Raw genomic sequence first — 21,274 nt, 5'->3', positions numbered from 1 at the left:
TCCCTGCTCGCGGGGAGAGGGTTAGGGTGAGGGGGAGTCTCCGCGAGGACGGTGACAGTCGGACTCGTGGAGAGTCCACCTCACCCGGATTGCATCTTCGATGCAATCCGACCTCTCCCCGCAAGCGGGGAGAGGTGAAAACAAATCAGCCCAGATTCAACTCCTTGAAGAAGTCGTTGCCCTTGTCGTCGATGATGATGAACGCCGGGAAGTCGACCACTTCGATGCGCCAGATCGCTTCCATGCCGAGCTCGGGATATTCGAGCACTTCGACTTTCTTGATGCAGTGCTCGGCAAGGTTCGCCGCCGCACCGCCGATCGAGCCGAGATAGAAGCCGCCATACTTCTTGCAGGCCTCGCGCACGGCCGGCGCGCGGTTGCCCTTGGCGACCATCACCATCGAGCCGCCGGCGGCCTGGAACTGGTCGACGAAGGAATCCATGCGGCCCGCCGTGGTCGGACCGAACGCGCCAGAGGCGTAGCCCTCGGGCGTCTTGGCCGGCCCGGCGTAGTAGACCGGATGGTTCTTGAAATAATCAGGCAGCGGCTCGCCCTTCTCCAGCCGCTCGCGCAGCTTGGCGTGCGCAGAGTCGCGCGCGACGATCATGGTGCCGGTCATCGAGACGCGGGTCTTGATCGGGTATTTCGCGAACGTCGCCAGGATGTCCTTCATCGGCTGGTTGAGGTCGATCTTGACGACCTCGCCGCCGAGCGACTGCTCGACCTGCGGCAGATATTGAGCGGGATTGTGCTCGAGCTCCTCGAGATAGACGCCATCCTTGGTGATCTTGCCGAGCACCTGGCGGTCGGCCGAGCAGGACACGCCAAGCCCGATCGGCAGCGAGGCGCCGTGACGCGGCATGCGGATCACGCGGACGTCGTGGCAGAAATATTTTCCGCCGAACTGCGCGCCCACCCCCAGGCTTTGCGTCATCTTGTGGATTTCCTTCTCCATCTCGACGTCGCGAAAGGCGTTGCCGTCGGGCGAGCCGTGGGTCGGCAGCGCATCTAGATAGCGGGCCGACGCCAGCTTCACCGTCTTCATGCAGAGCTCGGCCGAGGTGCCGCCGATGACGATGGCGAGGTGATAAGGCGGGCACGCCGCGGTGCCGAGCGTGAGGATCTTCTCCTTCAGGAAGGCGAGCAACCGGTCCTTGGTCAGCACCGAGGGCGTCGCCTGGAACAGGAAGCTCTTGTTGGCGGAGCCGCCGCCCTTGGCCATGAACATGAACTTGTAGGCGTCGTCACCCTCGGCGTAGATCTCGCACTGCGCCGGCATGTTGTTGGCGGTGTTCTTCTCCTCGTACATTGAGAGCGGCGCGACCTGCGAATAGCGCAGGTTGCGGCGGAGGTAAGCATCGCGCGCGCCTTCAGACAGCGCCGCCTCGTCGTCACCGTCGGAGATGACGTTGCAGCCCTTCTTGCCCATGATGATCGCGGTGCCGGTGTCCTGGCACATCGGCAGCACGCCACCGGCGGCGATGTTGGCGTTCTTCAAAAAGTCGAGGGCGACGAACTTGTCGTTCGGGCTGGCCTCGCCGTCTTCCAGGATGGCGCGGAGCTGCTTCAGATGGCCCGGGCGCAGATAGTGATTGATGTCGCCGAAAGCCGCTTCCGACAGCGCCCGCAGCGCCTCGCGCGACACCACCAGCATGTCTTTCCCCAAGACCTTCTCGACCCTGACGCCCTCGGACGAGATCTTCTTGTAGGGCGTCTCGTCCTTGCCGAGCGGGAACAGCGGGGTGTGCTTGTAGGGCGGGACGGGCTTGGACTGGTCGGGGAAGGCGGTGGGAGCGTTCATGGGGCGATCTCGGGTTTTGCAGCCCTCGCGGGCCTCTAAGCATAGAAGCGTTCTAAGCTTTTTTGCCACAAAGGGAAGGCGTCCTGGCGCGGCCGGGGCATCCCGATTCGGTGTCTTATTCGGCGCTCTGGCGGCCATTTTTGCCGCCTGCCTTCAATAGCTGTAGACGTGCCCGGTCGAGCCGGGTTGCACCCCTTGCGCTTCGCGCGCGGCGACGGTTGAATGCGCGCCGTCAAGGGGCTTTTCATCATGATTTCCAGACTGCACTTTCGCGGCGCGGTTATTGTCGCCGCCGCAATCACCGGCCTTGTGACCCTCACCGCGCCTGCGCGTGCCGACCAATGCGACGACATCGCCAAGCAGCTCGCCGGCGGCATCGACGGGCTGAAGGTCAACTTCAAGGCCGCCAACATCATCTACCTCACCCACCCGGCTGCGAAGGAGCTGTCGCTCGGCTGCCGAACCCAGGGGCAGGCCTATTCCAACGAGCTCTACGCCAAAGGCGACCGCAAGCCGACGCCGCAGTTCTATGATCTCGTGGCCTCCGCGGCCGCGATCATCTTCACGGTGACGAAGGACGACACCACGACCGGGGCGTCGCGCTGCCTGAAGCGCATGGGCCTCTTGCGCGGTGACAAGATCACGATGCGCTACAAGCGCCTCAACATGGAATGCACGCGCACCAAGACGGACGCGGCGATCGCGATCACGCGGCCGAAGGACGAGTAGGCGCGTCTTTTCGCGCAGATCCCTCGCATTTTAACGATCGGCTTGACGGACCTTTCGTCCCTCACAGGGCAGGCTCATCAGGTTCAATCTGTGAGGATTTGTGGATGAGCGTTTCCAGCGTTGCGCCGCCGCCTGTCACGATCGTGGTCCCAAGCTACGACACGACCAAGCAGCCGGACGACCAGACCAAGACCAAGGACAACGACCCGACCTACCAGCCGACGCCGCCGGCGCCGCTGCCGCCGGGTCAGGGCACCCGGATCGATCAGCTCGCCTGATCTGACTTTTCTGCGATGGATCGCCCGGTCTTGACGGCCGGGCCTTTCGCGCGTCCGCATTTGGCGGACGGCGCGGCCAGACTCGTGCGCGACGGCCGCGCGCATCATTGCGCGTCTCTCGTTGCATCGAACGTTCGCTCGCGTCGCCGAGGCCGCGCAGCCATTGGCGCGCACCGCGAGGTCCTTTTCGGCGCCAGGCTGACCTCTCTCAGGATCCTGCAAGCGATCTCGGCGGCCTGAAGTGTGATCCGGCTCATCAAAATTCCACATCCGGCGTGCTCATCTTCGAGGCCGAACAAGCCCATCCATATGTTTATGGGACGCGCCAATGGAACCGAGTGAAGAGCTGCTGTCGCTGGTCGGGGACATCTACGATGCAGCGCTCGACGATTCCCTGTGGACGTCGACCCTTGGCAGCATCGTGGACCTCGCGGGCGGCCAGAGCGGTGGTCTGGTCCGGATCGGAGCCGCCGGCGAGGCCGTGATCTCGCATGCCGTCGGCGTCGACCCCGCCTTTGTTCAATCCTATATCGAAACCTACGAGCCGTTCGATCCGTCGCGGGCCGTGCTCCACGCGCCAGTCGGCCAGATCCAGACGATCGGAGACTGGATCGACGTCGACGAATTCCGGACGACCATGTTCTACAACGAGTGGACGCGACCGCAAGGTCTCGAAGATGCCGCAAATATCCTGCTCGACAAGTCCGCTGCGGGATTGTCCCGCCTCTCGATCATGAAGGCCGGTGGCCTTGTCGATCGCAGGATGTACCAGGTAATTTCCTACATCACGCCGCACATGCAACGGGCCATGCATGTCCGGCAAAAGCTACAGCATCAGAACGCATTGGAGACGACGTCGGCCCACACGCTCGACGCCCTGCGCGCCGCGGTCCTGCTGCTCGATGCCGTCGGTCATATCACGCATTCCAATGCGAGCGCGCGGGACATTCTCGAGGAAGCCGACGTCCTTCGCGCCGTGCACGGCCGGCTCGTGACATCAGACCTGAATGCGGATCGCATGCTGCGACAGGCATTGGCGAGCACGGCTCACGGCGACAGGGCGACGATGGGCATCTCGCTGCATCTGACAGCGCGCGATGGCTCGTATTATGTCGGGCATCTCGTGCCACTGACCGCGGGGCGCCGGCAAATGTTCGGGGCGAGCCACGAGGCCTGCGCCGTCCTGTTCGTCAGCAAGGCAGCGCTCGACACGATCGTCGCGCCTGATCTGATCCGTAAGCTGTTCAAGCTGACGCCAGCCGAACTGCGCGTATTCCTTTCCATCGTCGAGGTCGGCGGGGTTCCTGACGTGGCCAAAAGCGTGGGCGTCGCCGAAACGACGATCAAGACTCACCTCGCCAGGATCTTCACCAAGACCGGAACCAAACGACAGGCAGATCTGGTGCGGCTGCTGGCGGCCTTCACGCCGCCCATCAAGATCTGAAGCCCGCCTGCCGCACCGGCCTTATGTTTGCCGGAAGCATGTGATCATTGCACCCGCGCGTGATGGAGGCAGATCGAACATGATCGTACGTCTGCTGTTGCAGAACACTGTTCTCACCGCCGCAATGGGCGCGCTGCTGTTCGCGGCCGCCGGCACGCTGCATTGGCCCGGCGCGTGGGTGTTTCTCGTCACCTCCGTCTTGCTTGGCCCGCTCTGCGGCTGGTGGCTTTACCGGATCGACCCGGCGCTTCTGGCGGAGCGTCTGCGGCCCGTTCTCCAGAGAGATCAACCGGCCGCCGACAAGGTCTTCATGGTCGCCTTCATCGCGGCGATGCTGGGTTGGCTCGTCGCGATGGGGCTCGACCGGCGCCATCTTGCCTCCAGTATGAACGTGGCGTGGCAGTTGCTGGGCTTCGTGCTGTTCATCGCCTCGACGCTGTTCACATTGTGGGTCTTTCGCGAGAATTCCTTCGCCGCGCCCGTGGTGAAGCTACAGGCCGAGCGCGCGCAACGCGTGATCTCGACCGGGCCCTACGCCCATGTCCGCCATCCCATGTACAGCGGCATGATCCTGTTCTTCGCCAGCGTGCCGCTGATCCTCGGCTCGTGGTGGGGCCTGGCCACCGCGCCGCTCTTTCTCGTACTGCTCGCGATCCGCATCGGCATCGAGGAGCGTACCCTCATGGCCGGTCTGTCAGGCTATGCCGATTATGCTGCACGCGTGCGTTACCGCCTGTTGCCTGGAGTGTGGTGAACGCGACTGCCGAAACAACTCCACGTCCTCCGTTCGACTGATGCCGCCGCAGCCGGGCCTCGCTACAGAAGGCCGCACCCGCACACTGATCCGATCCGGGTGCACGACGCGAGACGCGATGATGTTCTGCAAGCCCCCCTGTCCCGACGAGCATGACCTCGCATCCGCTCCCGATCAGACCGACGATCAATCTGGCCCTCGACGCGCACCGCCGGTCGGGAGCCATGACATCTTTGGGCGACCGATCGCGCCCGAAGCGGCCGGTCCTGAACAGAGGCTGCCGCCAGCCCCTGTCCGGACCGGCTGGACTGTTGTCCTGACGCGTTTTCTTGACGCGAACTTGCGCTCACTTCGCTCGAAAACGCTCTAACCGTCAAGCTCGCGATAGCGTCGAAAGATGCCCTGCTCATTGAAGGGAATGCGGCGCTCGCTGGCGAGATAGGCCTTGATGTTCGGCCGCGCGGCAACGCGGTCGTGCAGGCCGACGAGACCTGGGATTTTCTTCTCGAACGCCTTCATGCGCCTGGGAAAGGCGTAGCGCAATCCGGCGACGATCTGGAACAGCGAGAGATCGACGTAGGTCAAGCGTCGACCGGTGACATAGGCACCGCCGGTGTCGTCGAGGAGCTGTTCGAAATAGCCGAGATATTTCGGCACGCGCTCGTCCCAGAAGTCAGCGGTGCGCTTCTTTGCGGGCGCCTTCTGGTCTTCGTAATACTGCGATGGCCCGAGCGGATGGTGGGTGTCGTGGATTTCGACCACGAAATCGGTGATGGTGAGTTGAAGCTGGTGCACCCAGAGTTTGCCCGCTTCCGTCTTCGGCGCGAGGGCGTGTCGGCTGCCGAGATAGAGCAGGATGTTGGCGGTCTGGCCAATGACGAGCTTACCGGCCTTCAGGAACGGCGGCGCAAAGGGCGGCGTACCCTTGTGGACCTCCATCATCTTCATCATGGCGCCACTGCCGCGCGGACCGCGTGCGACGTCGATGTAATCCGCACCCGCCTCCTCCAGCGCCAGCCGCACATATTCACCGCGGCCCTGGATCTCGGGCCAGTAGTAGAGCTCGTAATTCATGGGAGGGGTCCGTGAGCGTGGGAGCGACAACCCAATGTAGCATGCGGTCGAAGGTTCCGTCAGGACGAGTCGGCGCTGCCTTGCTGACAGTCCATCACGCCGGTTGCCCAAAGAACGTGTCGATTAATTGCTTCCCGAGATCGTAACGCCGGGCGAGCATGCCAATATCGGCTGATCCTCAAGCGATCGGCCAGGGGAGGACGCGGGAGTCTGTGGCGGAACCGTTCAGGGCGGTATCCGCGATCACATCGGGGCTGCCGCCGGGCGCGGCGCGAGGGGAAATCGTCATGCACTGGAACACCGTCCGCCCACTTTCGGCCATTGCCGGCTATGCGGCGCTTTGCTGCCTCGTCATCAGCCCGGACTGCGTCTCGGCCGCAGAATTGCTCAAAGCCCGTCTTGCGCAAAACCTCGGACCGATCTCCGGCCTTGCGATCGTCGCCAAATCGAAGGGGATTTTCGAAAAGAACGGACTGGACATCACGGTCTCGAACTTCACGTCCGGCAAGCAATGCCTGGATACCGTGATCGGTGGCGGCGCCGACATCGCGACGACGGCCGAGGCACCGGTCACCGCCTCGGCGATGGCAAACCAGCCCATCGCCTTCGTCGCGGGCATGGAATATTCCGACCTCAAGACGGTCGTCGCGGCCAAGGCCGGCGTCAAGACCAAGGCGGATCTTCGCGGCAAGCGAATCGGATTCACGGCTGGCACCGGCAGCGAGGTTTACACTGCGACTTTGCTGAAGTCAGCGGGATTGACTGCCAAGGATGTCACCCTCGTCAACCTGCGGCCGCAGGAGATGCTGCCGGCACTTGCAGCAGGAAGCATCGACGCGATCGACACGTGGGAGCCCCACATCGCCAACGCGAAGAAGGCCCTGGGCGAAGCCGTCGCTGAGCTCGATACTTCAGGCACCTACTCCGAGACGTTCAACATCGTCGTCATGAGGCCCTATCTGGACGCCAACCCCGCGCTGGTCGAGAAGTTCATCGCCGCACTGATCGATGCCGAGGTCTGGATGAAGGCACATCAGGATGACGCGATCACGGTCGTGGCGGACGCGGTCGGCATGAAGCGGGACGAACTCGCCCCGATCTGGACCGACTATGTCTACCGCGTGCGCCTCGACGACCGGCTGGTAGAGATTCTCAAGACCCACTCCGCATGGCGCCTCGAGAGCGGCAACCACCCTCCGGGAGCGGCGATGCCAGACTTCAGCAAGGTCGTCGTCAGCGAGCCGCTGAAGAAGATCGCCCCGGAGCGTGTCACCCTTTCGTGGAAATAGGCACCCGCACAGCCATGCAGGACGGCACTTCAGCACCACAAAAGATTGCTCTCCGCACTGATGGTCGCAATCGGCGGACGGATTCAGCACGTCTTCGCCGCCTCAATATTCTGGTCGGTGCGCTTTCGCTGCCGCTGTTCGTCGGCCTCTGGGAACTGGCGTCCCGCTCCGGCGCCGTCAACATGGTGCTGTTTCCGCCGCCGACGGTGGTTGCCGCGGCCGTCCTCGAATGGATACGAAGCGGACAATTCCTCGGTGATCTCTCGGCGAGCCTCCTTCGCGTCACCACCGGGTTCATCGTGGGCGGCGCACTCGGCATTCTGCTCGGCATCCTCACCGGCCAATTCCCTGTCGTTTCGAGCCTGCTGTCCCCGCTCTTCCATATCCTGCGGCCAATTCCGCCGATTGCTTTCGTGCCGATCGTCATTCTCTGGTTCGGCCTGTCGGAGGCGGGAAAACTGTTCCTCGTCGTATGGGGCGTGTTCTTCACGGTCTGGCTTTCGACCCACATCGGCGTGCAGAAGGTCGACCGCGGCCTGATCCGGGCGGCGTTGATGCTCGGCACGCCGCGGCGGCAGATGCTGCAGGAGATCGTGCTGTTGGGCGCGCTGCCCTACATCGTGGTCGGATTGCGCACCGCCGTCAGCATCTCCTTTTACACGCTTGTCGCGGCCGAACTTGCAGGCACTTTCGCCGGCATTGTCTACAGGATCGAGATTGCGCAGCAGAACATGCAAACGGGCCAGGTCATGGGCGGGCTCGCCGCGCTCGGGTTGATATCGTTCATCGCTGACCGGCTGTTTGCGGCCCTTGCCGAACGTACTGTCTGGTGGCGTTGATGTCGGGATCTCGATCGATCGTGAAATTGGCCCTGGCAAGCCCGCCGGTCTCTGTGGAATCGGCGCGGACGCAACCCGCCATTCAAGTCTCAAACCTGAGCATCGTGTTTGACACCAAGCGCGGGCAGACCATCGCGGTGGATCGCGTGTCCTTTGACGTCGCGCCTGGCGAGTTCGTCTGCATCGTCGGGCCCTCCGGCTGCGGCAAGTCGACGGTGCTCAACACGATCGCCGGACTGGAAGTGCCGTTTGAAGGCGACATCCTGGTGGAGGGCTCGCCTGTTTACGCCCCGCGGCCCGATGTCGGCATGGTGTTCCAGCAGCCGCATCTTTTCCCCTGGAAGTCAGTTCGCAGGAACATCGCTCATGGCCCCAGGATGCATGGGAAGTCCAAGGCGGACGCGAATGCCATCGCCGACGATTTGATCGCGATGATCGGTCTCAAGCGTTTCGCCGATGCCTATCCGAACACGCTGTCCGGCGGCATGCAACAGCGTGTGGCGATTGCGCGGGCGCTGGCCAATCAGCCTCGAGTGCTGCTGATGGACGAGCCTTTCGGGGCCCTCGACGCGCAGACCCGGGCGGTGATGCAAGACAATCTGCTGGAGCTGCGCGACCGGATCAAGGCGACCATCGTATTCGTCACGCATGACATCGATGAAGCCATCGTGCTGGCCGACCGCGTTCTCATCATGAGCGCGGGACCGGGCCGCATCCTGCGCGACGTCGCGGTCAAGCTACCGCGCCCGCGGTCGAGTTCTATCATGGTCGAGCCAACCTATCTTTCCCTCAAAAAGGATTGTCTCGACGTCATCCGCGCAGAAGGGTTGCGGGCGTTCAATCAGTCGGACGCGAGCTGATCGCCTCGAACGCGCCAATCGAGAGAGGGCCGTAGCGCGCTGGCATGGTTCTTGAATAATCGATGCCGGGTCTCACAGTGGAGCCGGCCATGCACAGGGCGAACAGCGCGATAGCGGCAGGTGTGATGCTGGCCGAGTCGGACGACCTCGTCAGGCCGCTGCCTGGCTTGCTCGATGGCCTTGACCGGGTCGATCGCAATCGCTTGCGTGCGATCGGGCGCGCGAAGACGCTGGAAGCCGGCCAACTGGTTTGGTCTCAGGGCGACGCACAGGCCGGGATCTACCTGATCAGCGAGGGGCGCATCCGCAGCTACTATGCGGCGCCATCGGGCCGCGAGGTCACCCTCGCCTACTGGTTTCCCGGCAACTTCGTCGGCGGCCCCGATATCTTCGGAACGGGCCCGCACATGTGGACATCGGTTGCGGCAGAGCGCAGCCAGTTGACGTTCATGCCTGGACCGGCGCTGCGGCGGCTTGCGCTGGAGTCGCCGGCAATCGCCGTCGCCTTGCTGGATGCCCTGGCGTTCAAGGCGCGATGCTATTCGGCGATGGCCCAGATGCTCGGGACGCGATCGGTGACCGAGCGGCTGCATAGCCTGCTGATCTTCCTGTCGCACGTCTACGGCGTGAGGCGCGACAACGAGATCATCGTCGGCATGCCGTTCACCCACGGCGATCTCGCCAATCTCATCGGGTCCACCCGCCAATGGGTGACCGTGCAACTCGCGCGGCTCCAGGAGGAAGGCGTGATCCGATACGACAGATCCGTGATTTCGATCCTGGATCTTTCGATGCTCGGGCAGGAGGTGGAATAGACTCCGCCTTTCAGGCGCTGCGCTTCAATTCGAACGCCGTTTCGTCTGCGCTGGCCTCGAAGCGCCGCGCCAGTCCGATCAGCGCACGATCGTGCCACGCCGGCGCCAGCAGAGTCACGCCCATCGGCATGCCATCAGGCAATGTCGCATTCGGAACCGCCACGCCGCAGAGATCGAGCAGATTGGCAAAGTACGAGTAGTAGCCGAGGCGATTGTTGAGGGTGATCGGATCGCGAAACATCTCCTCCAATGTGAATGGCCGCGGTGCGGTCGGAACCACCAGCGCATCGATCCCCGCAAAGATCGACTCGGCGTCGCGACAAAGTCGGCGCAACCGGTGAATGGCGCCAAACGTGTCGATCGCCGAGTAGCCGCCCGCTGAGCCCAGAACCGTTTTGGTGACATCAAGCAGGGAGCCGGACTCAATGTCCAGCAGCGAAGCGATGGCCGAGTGCCGCTCCGCCACCCAGGGACCGCTGAACATCAACTCCCCGGCCTGGCGGAACGGGGCGAAGTCCACCTCAACGGCCGTTCCGCCGATCGCAGTGAACCGCTCGCAGGCGCGCTCATAGAGCTCGCCGCATTCCGGCATGCCGAAGCATTCGAGATCGGCTGATGCAATGCGGCCGAACCGGAATGATGACGCCGCTCCGCTCGCGAAAGACAAGGCCCTGGGCTGGCGGCTGTAGGGATCCTCGAAGTCGAACCCTTCGATAATGTCGAGGATCGCTTCGCCATCGCCGACGGTATTGCAGAACACCGAAACGCAATCGATGGTCGGGCAATTCGGCACCAGCCCGCGTGACGACACCAGCCCAACGGTCGGCTTGATCCCAACGATGTTGTTGAAGCCGGCAGGTATGCGGCCAGACCCGCCAGTGTCGGTGCCGAGCGCGAACGCCACGTGCCCTGCCGCCACGGCGACCGCAGAACCGGAACTTGAGCCCCCCGAAACATAGCGCGCGTCGGCAACCGAGGCGCAGGGGCCATAGGGCGAACGCGCGCCGGACAGGCCCGTGGCGAACTGATCGAGATTGGTCTTTCCGAGGCAGATAGCGCCCGCCGCGGTGAGGCGTTCGACGCTGCGCGCGGAATGCCAGGGCGTATAGCTGAACGCCGGGCATGCGGCGGTGGTCGGCATTCCCTCGACATCGATATTGTCCTTCACGCCGAAGGGAATGCCGAGCAGCGAAAGATGTTCGCCGGTCCGTGCGCGCGCCACGAGCTTACGGCATGCTTCGAGCGCCTCTTCCCGCGGGCGGAGATAGATCCAGCAATTGCGGTCGCGCTCGGCCTCGATCCGGTCATACGCAGCATCAATCGCCTCCAGCAGCGGGGACGAATTCGTGGCGGCGTTGTCATGATTTGTCCTGAAGCGCGCGACGGACTGGCTCACCGAATAATCTCCTTCTCCAACTGGCTGGCGCGAAATTGCGGGAGCCCGGCGCGGGCAACAAGCAATTAAGTGCTTCTCGCAAAGTGGTCGGCCGTATCAGGAGATGAGCGGCGCAAAGAAAAAGGGCGCCGTGCCGAAGCACGACGCCCTCGTTTATTGTCCTGCGTGCGATCAGTTGGTCTGCTGGATCGCCGACAATTCCCAGGGGCTGCCCTGGCGACGGGCGAAGGTCCAGACTTCGGTGACCTCGCCGGGCTGCTCGCTGCCTGCAACGATCGCGCCGGTGTTGCGGTCGACCGTCTTGTCGGTGAGCGCGAAGCGCATCGCCACCGTCGCGTAGTCGGTCTCGCCTTCACGCCAGGCTTCCGCGAGGTCGCCCTGCAACAGCTTGACATTGGTCACCTTGTTGACCGCATTGCGCGCGCGGTTCTGCGCAAGGTCCTGCTCGAAATAGGAGACCATTTCCGGCGTCGCGAGCGTGTGCAGCTTTGCAACGTCCTCGTTCGACCACGCAGACTGGATGTCGCCGAGCAGATGCTCGAACGCCGCGTAGTCGGCAGGCTTGATCTCGAGCGGCGCGCTGTTGGCGCCAAAGCCGAAGCCGCCGCCGAGACCAGAGCCAAGACCGCCACCTAGGCCGCTGCGATAGTTGGTCTGCGGACCCGCATCAGCGCCGGCATAGGCCGCCTGCGGCGAATTGCGGCGCTGCCACCAGGACATCGCCAGCCGCACCACGAACACCACGAGCACGATCTGGATGATCAGGCCCAGGAACGACGACAGGCCGCCGAGACCGCCGAACAGGCCGCCGCCGAACAGCATGCCCAGAAGACCTGCGCCGAGAAAGCCGGCCGCAAGACCGCCCAAGAAGCCGCCGCCGCGGCCGAACAGCCCGCCGCGCGAAGGCGCGCTCGTGCTCATGCCGGCGCCGGGCTGGCTATAGGTGCGGTTGAATTGCGAGGTCGAGCCCGGCGCTGTCGTGGTCGACGGCGGGGCCGAGAAGGTCCGCGAACCGCGCGAACCCGACGAGAAGCCGCCGCCGACGCGGGCGTCGGCGGACGAGATCGCAAGCGCCGTCGGCAGCGCAAGCGCCAGGACGACGGCAAGCGTCTTCACGAGACTGCGGGACCATTGCGAGAAATTCATGTTCGTTTCCCAAATCCCCGGCATGGGGACGTGCCAGTAAGATGGGCAGCCGTTTACAAAAGGGAAGCCGGTTTTGGAACCCCCGGCTGCGGCCCTCAGTCGCGGGGATATGGCAAAAGCCCTTATTTGACGGGGGCTTGGCCGGAAACCGGCGGAAACTGTGGTCGCCGGATACCGGCTGTTAACACCCGATATCTCCGCAAAATCGTCCTGGCTTTCGCCAGGACGACGGCAGGGTCTCACCCCTGCTTCGTCATCGTCTCCTTCACCGCCGCCACGAGTTGGCTCAGCGTGAAAGGCTTTGGCAGAAAGTCGAATTGCTGGCCCTCGGGCAGGCTCTTCTCGAAAGCATCCTCGGCGTAGCCGGAGACGAAGATGAAGCGGATATCGGGGTTCTTCTCCCGCATCGCCTTGAGCAGCGTCGGACCGTCCATCTCCGGCATTACAACATCGGAGACGACCAGATCGATCCCGCCACTCTGCTCCTCCAGCACCTCCATCGCTTCGACGCCATTCTCGGCCTCGACGACGGTGTAACCGCGCGAACGCAGGCCGCGGGCGTTCAGCGCGCGCAGGCCCTCTTCGTCCTCAACCAGCAGGATTGTGCCCTGCCCGGTGAGATCAGTGCGAGGCTTGGCCTCGACAGCGGCAGGCGCAGCGTCCTTGGCAGCGCCGTTCGTCGCGGCGGCCACGGCCGCGGGCTGCTCGACCTGCACCTCCGGCTCGGCGTGATGGCGCGGCACGAAGATGTGGAACGAGGTGCCTTGTCCTGGCTCGGAATCAACGTAGATGAAGCCGCCGGTCTGCTTGACGATGCCGTAGACGGTCGAAAGGCCAAGGCCGGTGCCCTTGCCGACTTCCTTGGTCGAGAAGAACGGCTCAAAGATCTTGTCGCGGATATCAGCGGGAATGCCGGTGCCGGTGTCGGCCACCTCGATGCGCACATAATCCGCCGCTGGCATGCCCTTATAGGCGAGCTTGCCCGCCTCTTCAGTGGCGACATTGGCGGTGCGGATGATCAGCTTGCCGCCATCGGGCATGGCGTCGCGCGCGTTCACCGCGAGATTGACGATGACCTGCTCGAACTGGGAGACGTCGACCTTGACCGGCCAGAGATCGCGGCCGTGGATCAGGTCGAGCTTGACCTTCTCGCCGATCAGCCGGCGCAGCAGCATGGTGAGATCCGACAGCGCATCGCCGAGATCGAGCACCTGCGGCCGCAGCGTCTGCCGCCGCGAGAAGGCGAGCAGTTGCCGCACCAGCGTCGCAGCGCGCGTGGCATTCTGCTTGATCTGCATGATGTCCTGGAACGACGGATCGGTCGGCTTGTGCGCGTTCAGCAGGAAGTCGTTCGCCATCATGATGGCGGAGAGCACGTTGTTGAAGTCGTGAGCGATGCCGCCAGCGAGCTGGCCGACCGTCTCCATCTTCTGCGACTGGTTGATCTGATTTTCCAGCGCGCGCCGCTCGGTGGTCTCGAGCATGTGGACGATCGCGGCTTCCGCATCGTTCTCGGCCGCATCGACGGGCGTGACGAAGAACTGGCCCCAGCGTTCCTTGGCTCCTTCCAGCGCCACCTCGACCGGCGCAATGTCGGCCTGGTTTTCGGCGGCCTGATTGATCGCCGCGATCAGCAGGTGCCGATCGCGCGCATTGACCGCACGGAAGATCGACTTGGAGGCGCTGTCGAGCCCGAGGCCCTGCGCGAGCTTGGCATAGCGCGCATTCGCCCGCACGACGTTACCGCCGCGATCGACGGTGGCGATCGCCATCGGCGTGTGGTCGAAGAAGCGCATGAAGCGTACTTCGGCGGCGCGATCGGGATCGCTGCGCTCGTCGCGGGCGCGGCTGATGACCAGCGTGCGCGACGGTCCCGGCGCACCGTCGGCGCCGAAGGCGAGCTTGTGATAGAGCCGGACCGGCATGGTCTTGCCGGTGCGCATGCGCAGATCGATGTCGAAGACTTCCGTCTTCACCTCGCCCGGCACCGCCACGATCGACGAGAGCAGCGAAGCGCCGTCGCCCGAGACGATGTCGGCGAGCTTCAGGCCGCCCGAGCCGATCTCGGCGAGATCATAGTCGAGCCAGTTCGCCAGCGTCGCGTTGACATAAGCGAGCTCACCGGCGGGATTGACCGAGAAGAAGCCGCACGGCGCGTGATCGAGATATTCGATCGCGTGCTGAAGCTCCTGAAACACGTCTTCCTGGCGCTCGCGGTCGCGGGTGATGTCGGCAATCGACCACACCGCATATTTGGCCTCGCGCTTGCCGGTGCCGAGCGGACGCACCCGCATGCGCAGCCAGCGCCCGTGGCTGCCGTCCTGGCCGGAAATGCGCACCTCCTCCTGTTGCCGTTTTCCTTCACGCGCGGCTTTCAACAGGCGGAACACAGCTTCGGAAACGTCAGGATTGCCGATAAAGACGCGCTCGACGGGGCGCACGTCCTGCGGGCCGGCGGCACCGGTCAGCGTCAGATAGGCCGCGTTGGAATAGACCACATGACCGCGCGGATCGGTCACCGCCAGGCCGTCGAAGGCATGGTCGGAGATGCGGCCGATGATGGGATCGTCGAGATTACGGTCGGCGAAGCGGATGATTCCGGCCGCGAAGGCGAACAGGTTGAACAGGCCGATCATCGCCAGCACGGCGAGGATGCCGAGGATATAGGGCTGCGCCTGCGCGCGCCCGAGCGTCATCAGGCCGACGGCGACGGCGACGAGGCCGGTGGCCACCAGTAGCACCAGCGCAATGCTGCCCGAGCGCGGCGACGGCTCGTGCGCCGCAACGGGCTCGCGTGACAGATCGTGGTCGGTCTCGGCGGTCATTTCACGCAGGTTTAGCCTGTCGGCAGAGAATCAACGCGCCACGGGGCACGTGGGGTCCTCCCTGCCTGAATCGGACCCGCAGACGCAAGGGCGACAGGGGCGAAAGGTACGCTGATTCCCAGCTTACGGCCATTTCCGGTACTTTTCGGGGGTTTTATTGCCGCGCGGCACTAAAACCGCGCTTCAGCCGAATGACGTAGCCGATGACTTCGGCGACCGCATGGTAGTGCTCGACGGGGATTTCCTTGTCGATTTCGGCGGTCGCGTAGAGCGCACGGGCCAGCGGCACGTTCTCGACGATCGGGATGTCGTGCTTGCGCGCGATCTCCCGGATCTTGAAAGCCAGGTTGTCGACGCCCTTGGCGACGCAGATCGGCGCCGACATGCCGCGTTCGTAGGACAACGCCACCGAATAGTGGGTCGGGTTGGTGATGATTACCGACGCCTTGGGAACCGCTGACATCATCCGCTTCTTAGAGCGCTGCTGCCGCAACTGCCTGAGCTTGCCCTTGATATGCGGGTCGCCTTCGGACTGCTTGAACTCTTCCTTGATCTCCTGCAGCGACATCTTCTGCCGCTGGAACCAGCTGCGATACTGGAAGAAATAATCGCCGATGGCGATGATCGCGAGGGCTGCGACCACCGCGCCGAGCAGATGGACGGTCAGACCGGTGGAGGCACCCAACATGGCCATCGGATCGAGCTTGACCATCGCCTCCATGCGGTGCCGCTCCGGCCACAGGATCGTGGTCATGACCACACCGAGCACGACGAGCTTGCCGATGCCCTTGAGAAAATTGACCCCCGCCTGCTTGCCGAAGATGCGCTTGAAGCCGGCAGCCGGAGAGAGCTTGCTGAACTTAGGGGTGAGTGATTCAGTCGACCACACCAGCCGGTGCTGGAGCATGTTGCCGGCAATGGCGGCGATCACCAGCATCAAGAGCGGCACGCCGACCGCGGCCAGCACTGCGACCTCGATCTGCCGCATCAGCGCGAGCAGATTGCCGGGATCGGTTTTGATCATCCAGGAATTGGCGAGCAGATTGCGCATCGGCGTCAGCAGCCCACTGCCGACCGAGCCGGAGAAGGTCGAGATTACCAGCGTGCCGCCCGCGATCATGAACCAGGTGTTGATCTCCTGGCTTTTGGCGACGTCGCCACGTTCGAGCGCCTGGTCGAGGCGCTTTTGTGTCGGGTCTTCTGTTTGACTTTCTGGATCGTTGTCTTCCGCCATCGATCCCTCTTATTTCAACGGGAGCATCTGGTGCATGACACCGATGAAGTAGTCGAGGTAGGTGCCCATCATCGCCGTGAGCACCACGGCCAGCACCATGAAGCCCACGAAGATCGACAGCGGCACGCCGACGAAATAGACCTGCATCTGCGGCATCAGGCGCGCCAGCACCCCTAACCCGATATTGAAGACGAGGCCGAACACCAGGAACGGCCCCGACAGCTGCAGGCCGAGCAGAAACGCGGCGGAAAACGCTCGCGTGGCCAGCGAAGCGACGTCGCCGCTCGAGACGGTCTCGCCCGGGGCAAAGATCGAATAGCTGTCGTTCAGCGCCGCGATCACCAAATGATGGCTGTCGGTGGCGAACAGCAAGGTCACGCCCAGCATGGTCAGGAAGTTGCCGACCAGTACGCCCTGCTGCCCCTGGGTCGGATCGACCGAGGTGACGAAGCCAAGTCCCATCTGCTGTGCGATCACCGCGCCTGCGACCTGCAGGGCCGCCAGCGTCACGCGCGCGGTGGCGCCGAGCACGATGCCGATGACGATCTCATGCAGCATCAGGACGAGCATCGGCGCGAGCGAGCCCATGTCGACGTTATAGGCATTGCGATGCAGCGGCAGGATGATCAGCGTGAGCAGAAGCGCAATCGACAGTTTCACCCGCGTCGGAATGTTGGTCTCGCCGAGCCCCGGCAGCAGCATCACCATCGCGCCGATCCGGGCGAAAGCGAGCATGAAGGCTGCGGCAAGCGCCGGCAGCAGCGAGACGTCGATGCGCATGGTGGGCGCATTGTGCCTCAGCCGCCGATGATTCGCGACGAGATCCGCAGCATGTGGGAATGGAGGGCATCGGCCATGAACGGCAGCGCCAGCAGCATTGTGGCAAAGATGGCGAGGATCTTCGGCACGTAGACCAGCGTCTGCTCCTGGATTTGCGTCAGCGCCTGGAACAGCGACACGATCACGCCGACCACCAGCCCGACCACCATCAGTGGCGAGGACACGATCACGATGGTCCAGATCGCATCGCGGGCGACGTCGAGGGTCTCGGGTCCGGTCATTGCAGGATTCCTTTATTCAAGTCACATCCTCGCCAGACTGACGAGGAACGAAGGCCTCACCCGTCATTGCGAGCGAGGCGAAGCAATCCAGGCTGCCGCCGCGGAGAGATTCTGGATTGCTTCGCTTCGCTCGCAATGACGACGGAGGACGAAATCAGATCGGCATCTTCATGATGTCTTCATATGCCGCGATCACGCGGTCGCGGACCGAGACCAGCGTGGAGACCGCGACATCGGTGTCGGCGACCGCCGTCACCACGTCCATGACGTTGGCCTTGCCGTTGGCCATCGCCACGGTTTGCGCGTCGGATTTGCGGCCGGATTCCATGACGCTGCCGACGGCGTCTTTAAGCAGCGCGGCAAAGGATTGCCCGTTCGGCTCGCTGCCCTTGCCCGCGCCGGTGTTTTCCAGCACGCGCGCAAGATTGGCGTAAGCATTGGCCGCGATTGTCGGTGTTGCCATGGCTCAAAAATTCCTGTTCAGGCCTTGAGGATGTCGAGCGTGCGCTGGATCATCCGGCGCGTTGCACTGATGATGTTGACATTGGCCTCGTAGGACCGCTGCGCATCGCGCATGTCGGTCATCTCGACCACCGAATTCACGTTGGGATACTTGACGTTGCCACTGGCGTCCGCAGCCGGATTTGTCGGCTCGTATTTGACGCGAAAGTCGGACTGGTCGGGCTTGATCCTGCCGAGCGTGACGACCTGCGCGTCGAGCGTGCGGTCGAGCGCGGAGGAGAACGTCGGCACCTTGCGCCGATAGGGATCGCCGCCTGCGGTCGCCGAGGTCGAGTCCGCATTCGCGATGTTCTCGGAGATCACCCGCATGCGCCCGGCCTGGGCCCGCAGGCCCGAGGTCGCGATCGCCATCGAGCGGGCAAAGTCGCTGCTGTCATTCGCCATCATTCGGCTCCGTTAGCTCTAGCCTTTACCGATCGCGGTCTTCAGAAGATGCAGGCTCTTCGAGTAGAGCGAGGTCACGGCCGCGTAATCCATCTGGTTGTTGGCGGACTTCATCATCTCCTCTTCGAGATTGACGGCATTGCCCGCAGGCCTGGTCTCGAAACCCGCATTCTTGTTTTGGTCGAAGCTCGAGGCCGCCCCGGACGGCGTCATGTGGGAGGCGCTGGTGACGGTCATGGCCAGGGTCCCCATCGAGCCTGTGGTGGCTCCCGTCTTGTCGAATTTCGGCTCGACCAGGTCGCGTGGCCGGAAATTGGGGGTGTCGGAATTGGAAACGTTCTCGGACAGGACGCGCTGGCGTTCCTGATGCCACTGCATCTTGGTGCGAAGCGCCGACAGGACCGGAAGATCGTTGATGGACATCGTTGCGGCTCCTTCCGCCTCTTCCGGACCTGAGATCCGAAGCTAGGCAGAATTTGCCGCGTGTATGGTTAACAGGTGGTTAAGACGCGGCGGATCCATGTTGCCGATTGAAACATGTCATGCTGCCCCGTGATTCTACCCGTTCCAAAAGCCGCATTAACCCAACCGCTTGGCGACGCATGCACAGGCCAAGAAAGTCGTTTTGGATCGGGCGATTCATAGGTTATTAAGAGTTGGGGACGGCAAAACTTGCCGCGGGACGTTAAGAAATCGCAGTTTTGGGGCATCGCAGGCCGGTGGTCAGGATCCGACCATAGGCACGACAGAAGCGCCATTTACCGGGGACAGGTATGAACGGTAGTCCTATCACCTTCATCGTCGCGTTCATCGTCGTTCTGGCGTTGATCGGCGTCGCGGCGTGGCTGGTCCGCCGATTCGCGACCACCCGGCTCGGCGCCAACACCCAGCGCGGCAGGATGCCCCGGCTCGCCGTGATCGACGCGGCCGCGGTCGATGGTCGCCGGCGCCTGGTGCTGGTACGCCGTGACAATGTCGAACATCTCCTGATGATCGGGGGCCCGACCGACATCGTCGTCGAGCCGAATATCGTGCGCGCCGCCGCCGGCCGCGACCAGATTCCGCAGCGTCCCAGCGCCGCCGAGCCGCCGCGCCTCGCCCCGATGCCCGATGCCGGCAGCTGGGCCGACGAGGCCCCGCGCCCCGAAGTGCTCGACCATCCCGAACCGCAGATGCCGGAGCCGCCGCCGCGGCCTGCGCGTCCGTCGTTTGCCGACGAGGTCCGCCGCCCGGCGCCCGCACTGGCCGAGCGCCGCAGCGAGCCGCACCTCGGCGGCTTCTCGCCTGAACCCATGCAGCGTCCCGAGCGAGAGCCTCGTCCCGAACCGATGCCCCGCGTTGCACGCAACGAGCCGCCGCTGATGCCGCGCCCGCCGCGCCAGAGCGATCCGGCGAAGATGCCGCCGGTGCGTGCCGAGCGTGCAGCTGCGCCACCGCCTCCTCCACCTGTGCCGCAGGCCCCGCATGGACTACAGGCTCCGCCCGTTCCGCCGCCGGCCCCTGCCGTCGCCGCGCCGTCGAGCGCCGAACAGAATCTCGCTGAGATGGCGCAGCGCCTCGAGGCAGCCCTGCGCCGCCCAGCCGGCGAGCCCATCGCCCCGCCGGTCGCACCGGATGCGCCGACGCCGCGCGCTGCACGGGCCGAGCCGCCCGCCCCTCCGGCTCCGCCGGCGAAGCCGGCTCAAGAGAAGACCAGCTTTGAAAATCTCGAAGACGAGATGGCCTCGCTGCTCGGCCGTCCGAAGCCGTCGGGGGGGGGGGGGGGGGGGGGGGGGGCTGCCGTCCTTCCCGCGTAGAGTATTCTTTTTTTCTGTCCTGATCGCCGCGACCTCGCTCGCGATGCCCGCGCATGCGCAGGACATCAGCATCAATCTCGGCGGCGGCGGCGCTGGCGGTGGCGGCGTCACCGAGCGTGCGATCCAGCTGATCGCTCTGCTCACGGTGCTGTCGATCGCGCCGTCGATCCTGATCATGATGACGTCGTTCACGCGCATCGTGGTCGTGCTATCGCTGCTGCGCACCGCGATGGGCACGGCGACCGCGCCGCCGAACTCGGTGATCCTGGCGCTGGCGATGTTCCTCACCTTTTTCGTGATGGGACCGGTGCTGCAGAAATCCTATGACGACGGCATCCGCCCGCTCGTCGCCAACCAGATCAGCGTCGAGGACGCGCTGCAGCGCGCCTCCGTTCCCTTGCGCGGGTTCATGCAGAAGAATGTGCGCGAGAAGGATTTGAAGCTGTTTCTCGATCTCTCGGGCGAGCCGCCACCGGCGACGCCCGACGAGCTTGCGCTGCGCATTCTGGTCCCGGCCTTCATGATCTCCGAGCTGAAGCGCGCCTTCGAGATCGGCTTCCTGCTGTTCCTCCCCTTCCTGATCATCGACCTCGTCGTCGCCTCGGTGCTGATGTCGATGGGCATGATGATGCTGCCGCCCGCGACGATCTCGCTGCCGTTCAAGCTGATCTTCTTCGTGCTGGTCGACGGCTGGTCGCTGGTCGCGGGAAGCCTGGTGCAGAGCTACGGGGGGTAACGACCCGCCACCCTACCCCTTCACATCATATTGCTTGCTGAGGTGATCGCCGATCTGCACCAGCATGGCGACGCTTTCGGGGAAGCCTGGCTTGCCCCGTGTCGCCTGATCGGCATCGGCCCGGAACTCCCAGCTGTCGCCGTCGCGGACAACAGAGATGACGAGGCTGTCAGGGCCGTCGGAGTGGACCTTCAACTCGGCCCGTGCCATCGCGATGAGTTCGGCTTCGGTCTTGGCAGGCTTGCTCATATCGTCCCTCTCCCGGCATGAAGGTGGACAGGTTGCCGCCGC

At 64.0% G+C, this 21,274-nt stretch carries 22 protein-coding genes; 10 read left to right on the top strand and 12 right to left on the bottom strand.

What is annotated here, in order from left to right:
- Positions 1-145: 145 nt before the first annotated feature.
- Positions 146-1,801 (bottom strand): fumarate hydratase, encoded by a 1,656-nt coding sequence (locus XI06_RS03710; RefSeq protein ID WP_237891163.1) that lies wholly within the window; start codon positions 1,799-1,801, stop codon positions 146-148.
- A 249-nt stretch (positions 1,802-2,050) separates the two neighbouring features.
- Here XI06_RS03710 and XI06_RS03705 point away from each other — a divergent pair, with 249 nt between their 5' ends.
- From XI06_RS03705 to XI06_RS03690, 4 genes are all read left to right on the top strand, one after another.
- Positions 2,051-2,530 (top strand): hypothetical protein, encoded by a 480-nt coding sequence (locus tag XI06_RS03705; RefSeq protein WP_237865790.1) that lies wholly within the window; start codon positions 2,051-2,053, stop codon positions 2,528-2,530.
- 104 nt (positions 2,531-2,634) lie between these two features.
- The gene (locus XI06_RS03700; RefSeq protein WP_237865641.1) at positions 2,635-2,808 is read left to right on the top strand and encodes a hypothetical protein; all 174 of its coding nucleotides are present in this window, start codon (positions 2,635-2,637) and stop codon (positions 2,806-2,808) included.
- A 328-nt stretch (positions 2,809-3,136) separates the two neighbouring features.
- Positions 3,137-4,252: a helix-turn-helix transcriptional regulator gene (locus tag XI06_RS03695; RefSeq protein WP_237865640.1), complete on the top strand. Its 1,116-nt coding sequence runs from the start codon at positions 3,137-3,139 to the stop codon at positions 4,250-4,252.
- Between the two features lie 79 nt (positions 4,253-4,331).
- Positions 4,332-5,006, top strand: a complete 675-nt coding sequence (locus XI06_RS03690; RefSeq protein WP_237865639.1) for a methyltransferase family protein — start codon at positions 4,332-4,334, stop codon at positions 5,004-5,006.
- A 366-nt stretch (positions 5,007-5,372) separates the two neighbouring features.
- On the opposite strand, the gene XI06_RS03685 is transcribed toward XI06_RS03690, so the two are convergent.
- Entirely contained in the window at positions 5,373-6,080 is a 708-nt protein-coding gene (locus XI06_RS03685; RefSeq protein WP_237865638.1) for a glutathione S-transferase, read from the bottom strand.
- A 287-nt stretch (positions 6,081-6,367) separates the two neighbouring features.
- Here XI06_RS03685 and XI06_RS03680 point away from each other — a divergent pair, with 287 nt between their 5' ends.
- The 4 genes from XI06_RS03680 to XI06_RS03665 all read left to right on the top strand — a co-directional run bounded on the left by XI06_RS03680 (position 6,368) and on the right by XI06_RS03665 (position 9,883).
- Positions 6,368-7,369, top strand: coding sequence for an NrtA/SsuA/CpmA family ABC transporter substrate-binding protein (locus XI06_RS03680; RefSeq protein WP_237865637.1), 1,002 nt, complete (start codon positions 6,368-6,370; stop codon positions 7,367-7,369).
- The gene (locus tag XI06_RS03675; RefSeq protein WP_237865630.1) at positions 7,360-8,208 is read left to right on the top strand and encodes an ABC transporter permease; all 849 of its coding nucleotides are present in this window, start codon (positions 7,360-7,362) and stop codon (positions 8,206-8,208) included. The genes XI06_RS03680 and XI06_RS03675 overlap by 10 nt, the downstream gene beginning before the upstream one ends.
- A 20-nt stretch (positions 8,209-8,228) precedes the next feature.
- Complete coding sequence (locus XI06_RS03670; protein WP_237865629.1) at positions 8,229-9,068, top strand: ABC transporter ATP-binding protein; 840 nt, start codon at positions 8,229-8,231, stop codon at positions 9,066-9,068.
- A gap of 89 nt (positions 9,069-9,157) precedes the next feature.
- Positions 9,158-9,883 (top strand): Crp/Fnr family transcriptional regulator, encoded by a 726-nt coding sequence (locus XI06_RS03665; protein WP_237865627.1) that lies wholly within the window; start codon positions 9,158-9,160, stop codon positions 9,881-9,883.
- A 10-nt stretch (positions 9,884-9,893) separates the two neighbouring features.
- Here the strand turns inward: XI06_RS03665 and atzF are convergent, their stop codons facing one another.
- From atzF to flgB, 9 genes are all read right to left on the bottom strand, one after another.
- Positions 9,894-11,279 (bottom strand): allophanate hydrolase, encoded by a 1,386-nt coding sequence (gene atzF / locus XI06_RS03660; RefSeq protein WP_237865625.1) that lies wholly within the window; start codon positions 11,277-11,279, stop codon positions 9,894-9,896.
- A gap of 171 nt (positions 11,280-11,450) precedes the next feature.
- A complete protein-coding gene (locus tag XI06_RS03655; protein WP_237865623.1) occupies positions 11,451-12,449 on the bottom strand; it encodes a Tim44 domain-containing protein in 999 nt (332 codons plus the stop codon).
- A 215-nt stretch (positions 12,450-12,664) separates the two neighbouring features.
- Entirely contained in the window at positions 12,665-15,250 is a 2,586-nt protein-coding gene (gene cckA, locus XI06_RS03650) for a cell cycle histidine kinase CckA (RefSeq protein ID WP_237865621.1), read from the bottom strand.
- Positions 15,251-15,404: 154 nt separating this feature from the next.
- Positions 15,405-16,484, bottom strand: a complete 1,080-nt coding sequence (gene flhB / locus XI06_RS03645) for a flagellar biosynthesis protein FlhB (RefSeq protein ID WP_237865619.1) — start codon at positions 16,482-16,484, stop codon at positions 15,405-15,407.
- Positions 16,485-16,493: 9 nt separating this feature from the next.
- On the bottom strand, positions 16,494-17,264 hold the full coding sequence (gene fliR, locus XI06_RS03640) for a flagellar biosynthetic protein FliR (protein WP_237865617.1): 771 nt from the start codon (positions 17,262-17,264) through the stop codon (positions 16,494-16,496).
- A gap of 17 nt (positions 17,265-17,281) precedes the next feature.
- Positions 17,282-17,545, bottom strand: a complete 264-nt coding sequence (fliQ, locus tag XI06_RS03635; RefSeq protein WP_027534765.1) for a flagellar biosynthesis protein FliQ — start codon at positions 17,543-17,545, stop codon at positions 17,282-17,284.
- 154 nt (positions 17,546-17,699) lie between these two features.
- Positions 17,700-18,008: a flagellar hook-basal body complex protein FliE gene (gene fliE, locus XI06_RS03630; protein WP_057747375.1), complete on the bottom strand. Its 309-nt coding sequence runs from the start codon at positions 18,006-18,008 to the stop codon at positions 17,700-17,702.
- Between the two features lie 17 nt (positions 18,009-18,025).
- Complete coding sequence (gene flgC, locus XI06_RS03625) at positions 18,026-18,451, bottom strand: flagellar basal body rod protein FlgC (protein ID WP_057747376.1); 426 nt, start codon at positions 18,449-18,451, stop codon at positions 18,026-18,028.
- An 18-nt stretch (positions 18,452-18,469) separates the two neighbouring features.
- Positions 18,470-18,874: a flagellar basal body rod protein FlgB gene (gene flgB, locus XI06_RS03620; protein ID WP_237865615.1), complete on the bottom strand. Its 405-nt coding sequence runs from the start codon at positions 18,872-18,874 to the stop codon at positions 18,470-18,472.
- Between the two features lie 350 nt (positions 18,875-19,224).
- On the opposite strand from flgB, the gene XI06_RS03615 reads away from it, so the two are divergent.
- Together XI06_RS03615 and fliP are read left to right on the top strand one after the other, a co-directional pair.
- A complete protein-coding gene (locus XI06_RS03615) occupies positions 19,225-20,247 on the top strand; it encodes a flagellar biosynthetic protein FliO (protein WP_271604686.1) in 1,023 nt (340 codons plus the stop codon).
- On the top strand, positions 20,228-20,983 hold the full coding sequence (gene fliP, locus XI06_RS03610) for a flagellar type III secretion system pore protein FliP (RefSeq protein ID WP_249798448.1): 756 nt from the start codon (positions 20,228-20,230) through the stop codon (positions 20,981-20,983). The genes XI06_RS03615 and fliP overlap by 20 nt, the downstream gene beginning before the upstream one ends.
- A gap of 12 nt (positions 20,984-20,995) precedes the next feature.
- Here the strand turns inward: fliP and XI06_RS03605 are convergent, their stop codons facing one another.
- A complete protein-coding gene (locus XI06_RS03605) occupies positions 20,996-21,232 on the bottom strand; it encodes a hypothetical protein (protein ID WP_237865592.1) in 237 nt (78 codons plus the stop codon).
- Positions 21,233-21,274: the final 42 nt, after the last annotated feature.

This window comes from Bradyrhizobium sp. CCBAU 11434 (assembly GCF_028128895.1).
In the GTDB taxonomy this organism is placed as follows: Bacteria; Pseudomonadota; Alphaproteobacteria; order Rhizobiales; family Xanthobacteraceae; genus Bradyrhizobium; species Bradyrhizobium zhengyangense.
The sequence above is the reverse complement of the archived record's forward strand: the minus strand, read 5'-3'. Positions and strand labels throughout refer to the sequence as shown.

Excerpts from the sequence above, each read along its gene's own strand:
- XI06_RS03665 (WP_237865627.1), top strand. The coding sequence starts at position 9,158 with ATGCACAGGGCGAACAGCGCGATAGCGGCAGGTGTGATGCTGGCCGAG.
- flhB (WP_237865619.1), bottom strand. The coding sequence starts at position 16,484 with ATGGCGGAAGACAACGATCCAGAAAGTCAAACAGAAGACCCGACACAA.
- cckA (WP_237865621.1), bottom strand. The coding sequence starts at position 15,250 with ATGACCGCCGAGACCGACCACGATCTGTCACGCGAGCCCGTTGCGGCG.
- XI06_RS03680 (WP_237865637.1), top strand. The coding sequence starts at position 6,368 with ATGCACTGGAACACCGTCCGCCCACTTTCGGCCATTGCCGGCTATGCG.
- XI06_RS03615 (WP_271604686.1), top strand. The coding sequence starts at position 19,225 with ATGAACGGTAGTCCTATCACCTTCATCGTCGCGTTCATCGTCGTTCTG.
- XI06_RS03685 (WP_237865638.1), bottom strand. The coding sequence starts at position 6,080 with ATGAATTACGAGCTCTACTACTGGCCCGAGATCCAGGGCCGCGGTGAA.
- flgB (WP_237865615.1), bottom strand. The coding sequence starts at position 18,874 with ATGTCCATCAACGATCTTCCGGTCCTGTCGGCGCTTCGCACCAAGATG.
- XI06_RS03700 (WP_237865641.1), top strand. The coding sequence starts at position 2,635 with ATGAGCGTTTCCAGCGTTGCGCCGCCGCCTGTCACGATCGTGGTCCCA.
- fliQ (WP_027534765.1), bottom strand. The coding sequence starts at position 17,545 with ATGACCGGACCCGAGACCCTCGACGTCGCCCGCGATGCGATCTGGACC.
- XI06_RS03690 (WP_237865639.1), top strand. The coding sequence starts at position 4,332 with ATGATCGTACGTCTGCTGTTGCAGAACACTGTTCTCACCGCCGCAATG.
- flgC (WP_057747376.1), bottom strand. The coding sequence starts at position 18,451 with ATGGCGAATGACAGCAGCGACTTTGCCCGCTCGATGGCGATCGCGACC.
- XI06_RS03705 (WP_237865790.1), top strand. The coding sequence starts at position 2,051 with ATGATTTCCAGACTGCACTTTCGCGGCGCGGTTATTGTCGCCGCCGCA.
- fliE (WP_057747375.1), bottom strand. The coding sequence starts at position 18,008 with ATGGCAACACCGACAATCGCGGCCAATGCTTACGCCAATCTTGCGCGC.
- XI06_RS03655 (WP_237865623.1), bottom strand. The coding sequence starts at position 12,449 with ATGCCGGGGATTTGGGAAACGAACATGAATTTCTCGCAATGGTCCCGC.
- XI06_RS03710 (WP_237891163.1), bottom strand. The coding sequence starts at position 1,801 with ATGAACGCTCCCACCGCCTTCCCCGACCAGTCCAAGCCCGTCCCGCCC.
- fliR (WP_237865617.1), bottom strand. The coding sequence starts at position 17,264 with ATGCGCATCGACGTCTCGCTGCTGCCGGCGCTTGCCGCAGCCTTCATG.
- XI06_RS03695 (WP_237865640.1), top strand. The coding sequence starts at position 3,137 with ATGGAACCGAGTGAAGAGCTGCTGTCGCTGGTCGGGGACATCTACGAT.
- XI06_RS03605 (WP_237865592.1), bottom strand. The coding sequence starts at position 21,232 with ATGAGCAAGCCTGCCAAGACCGAAGCCGAACTCATCGCGATGGCACGG.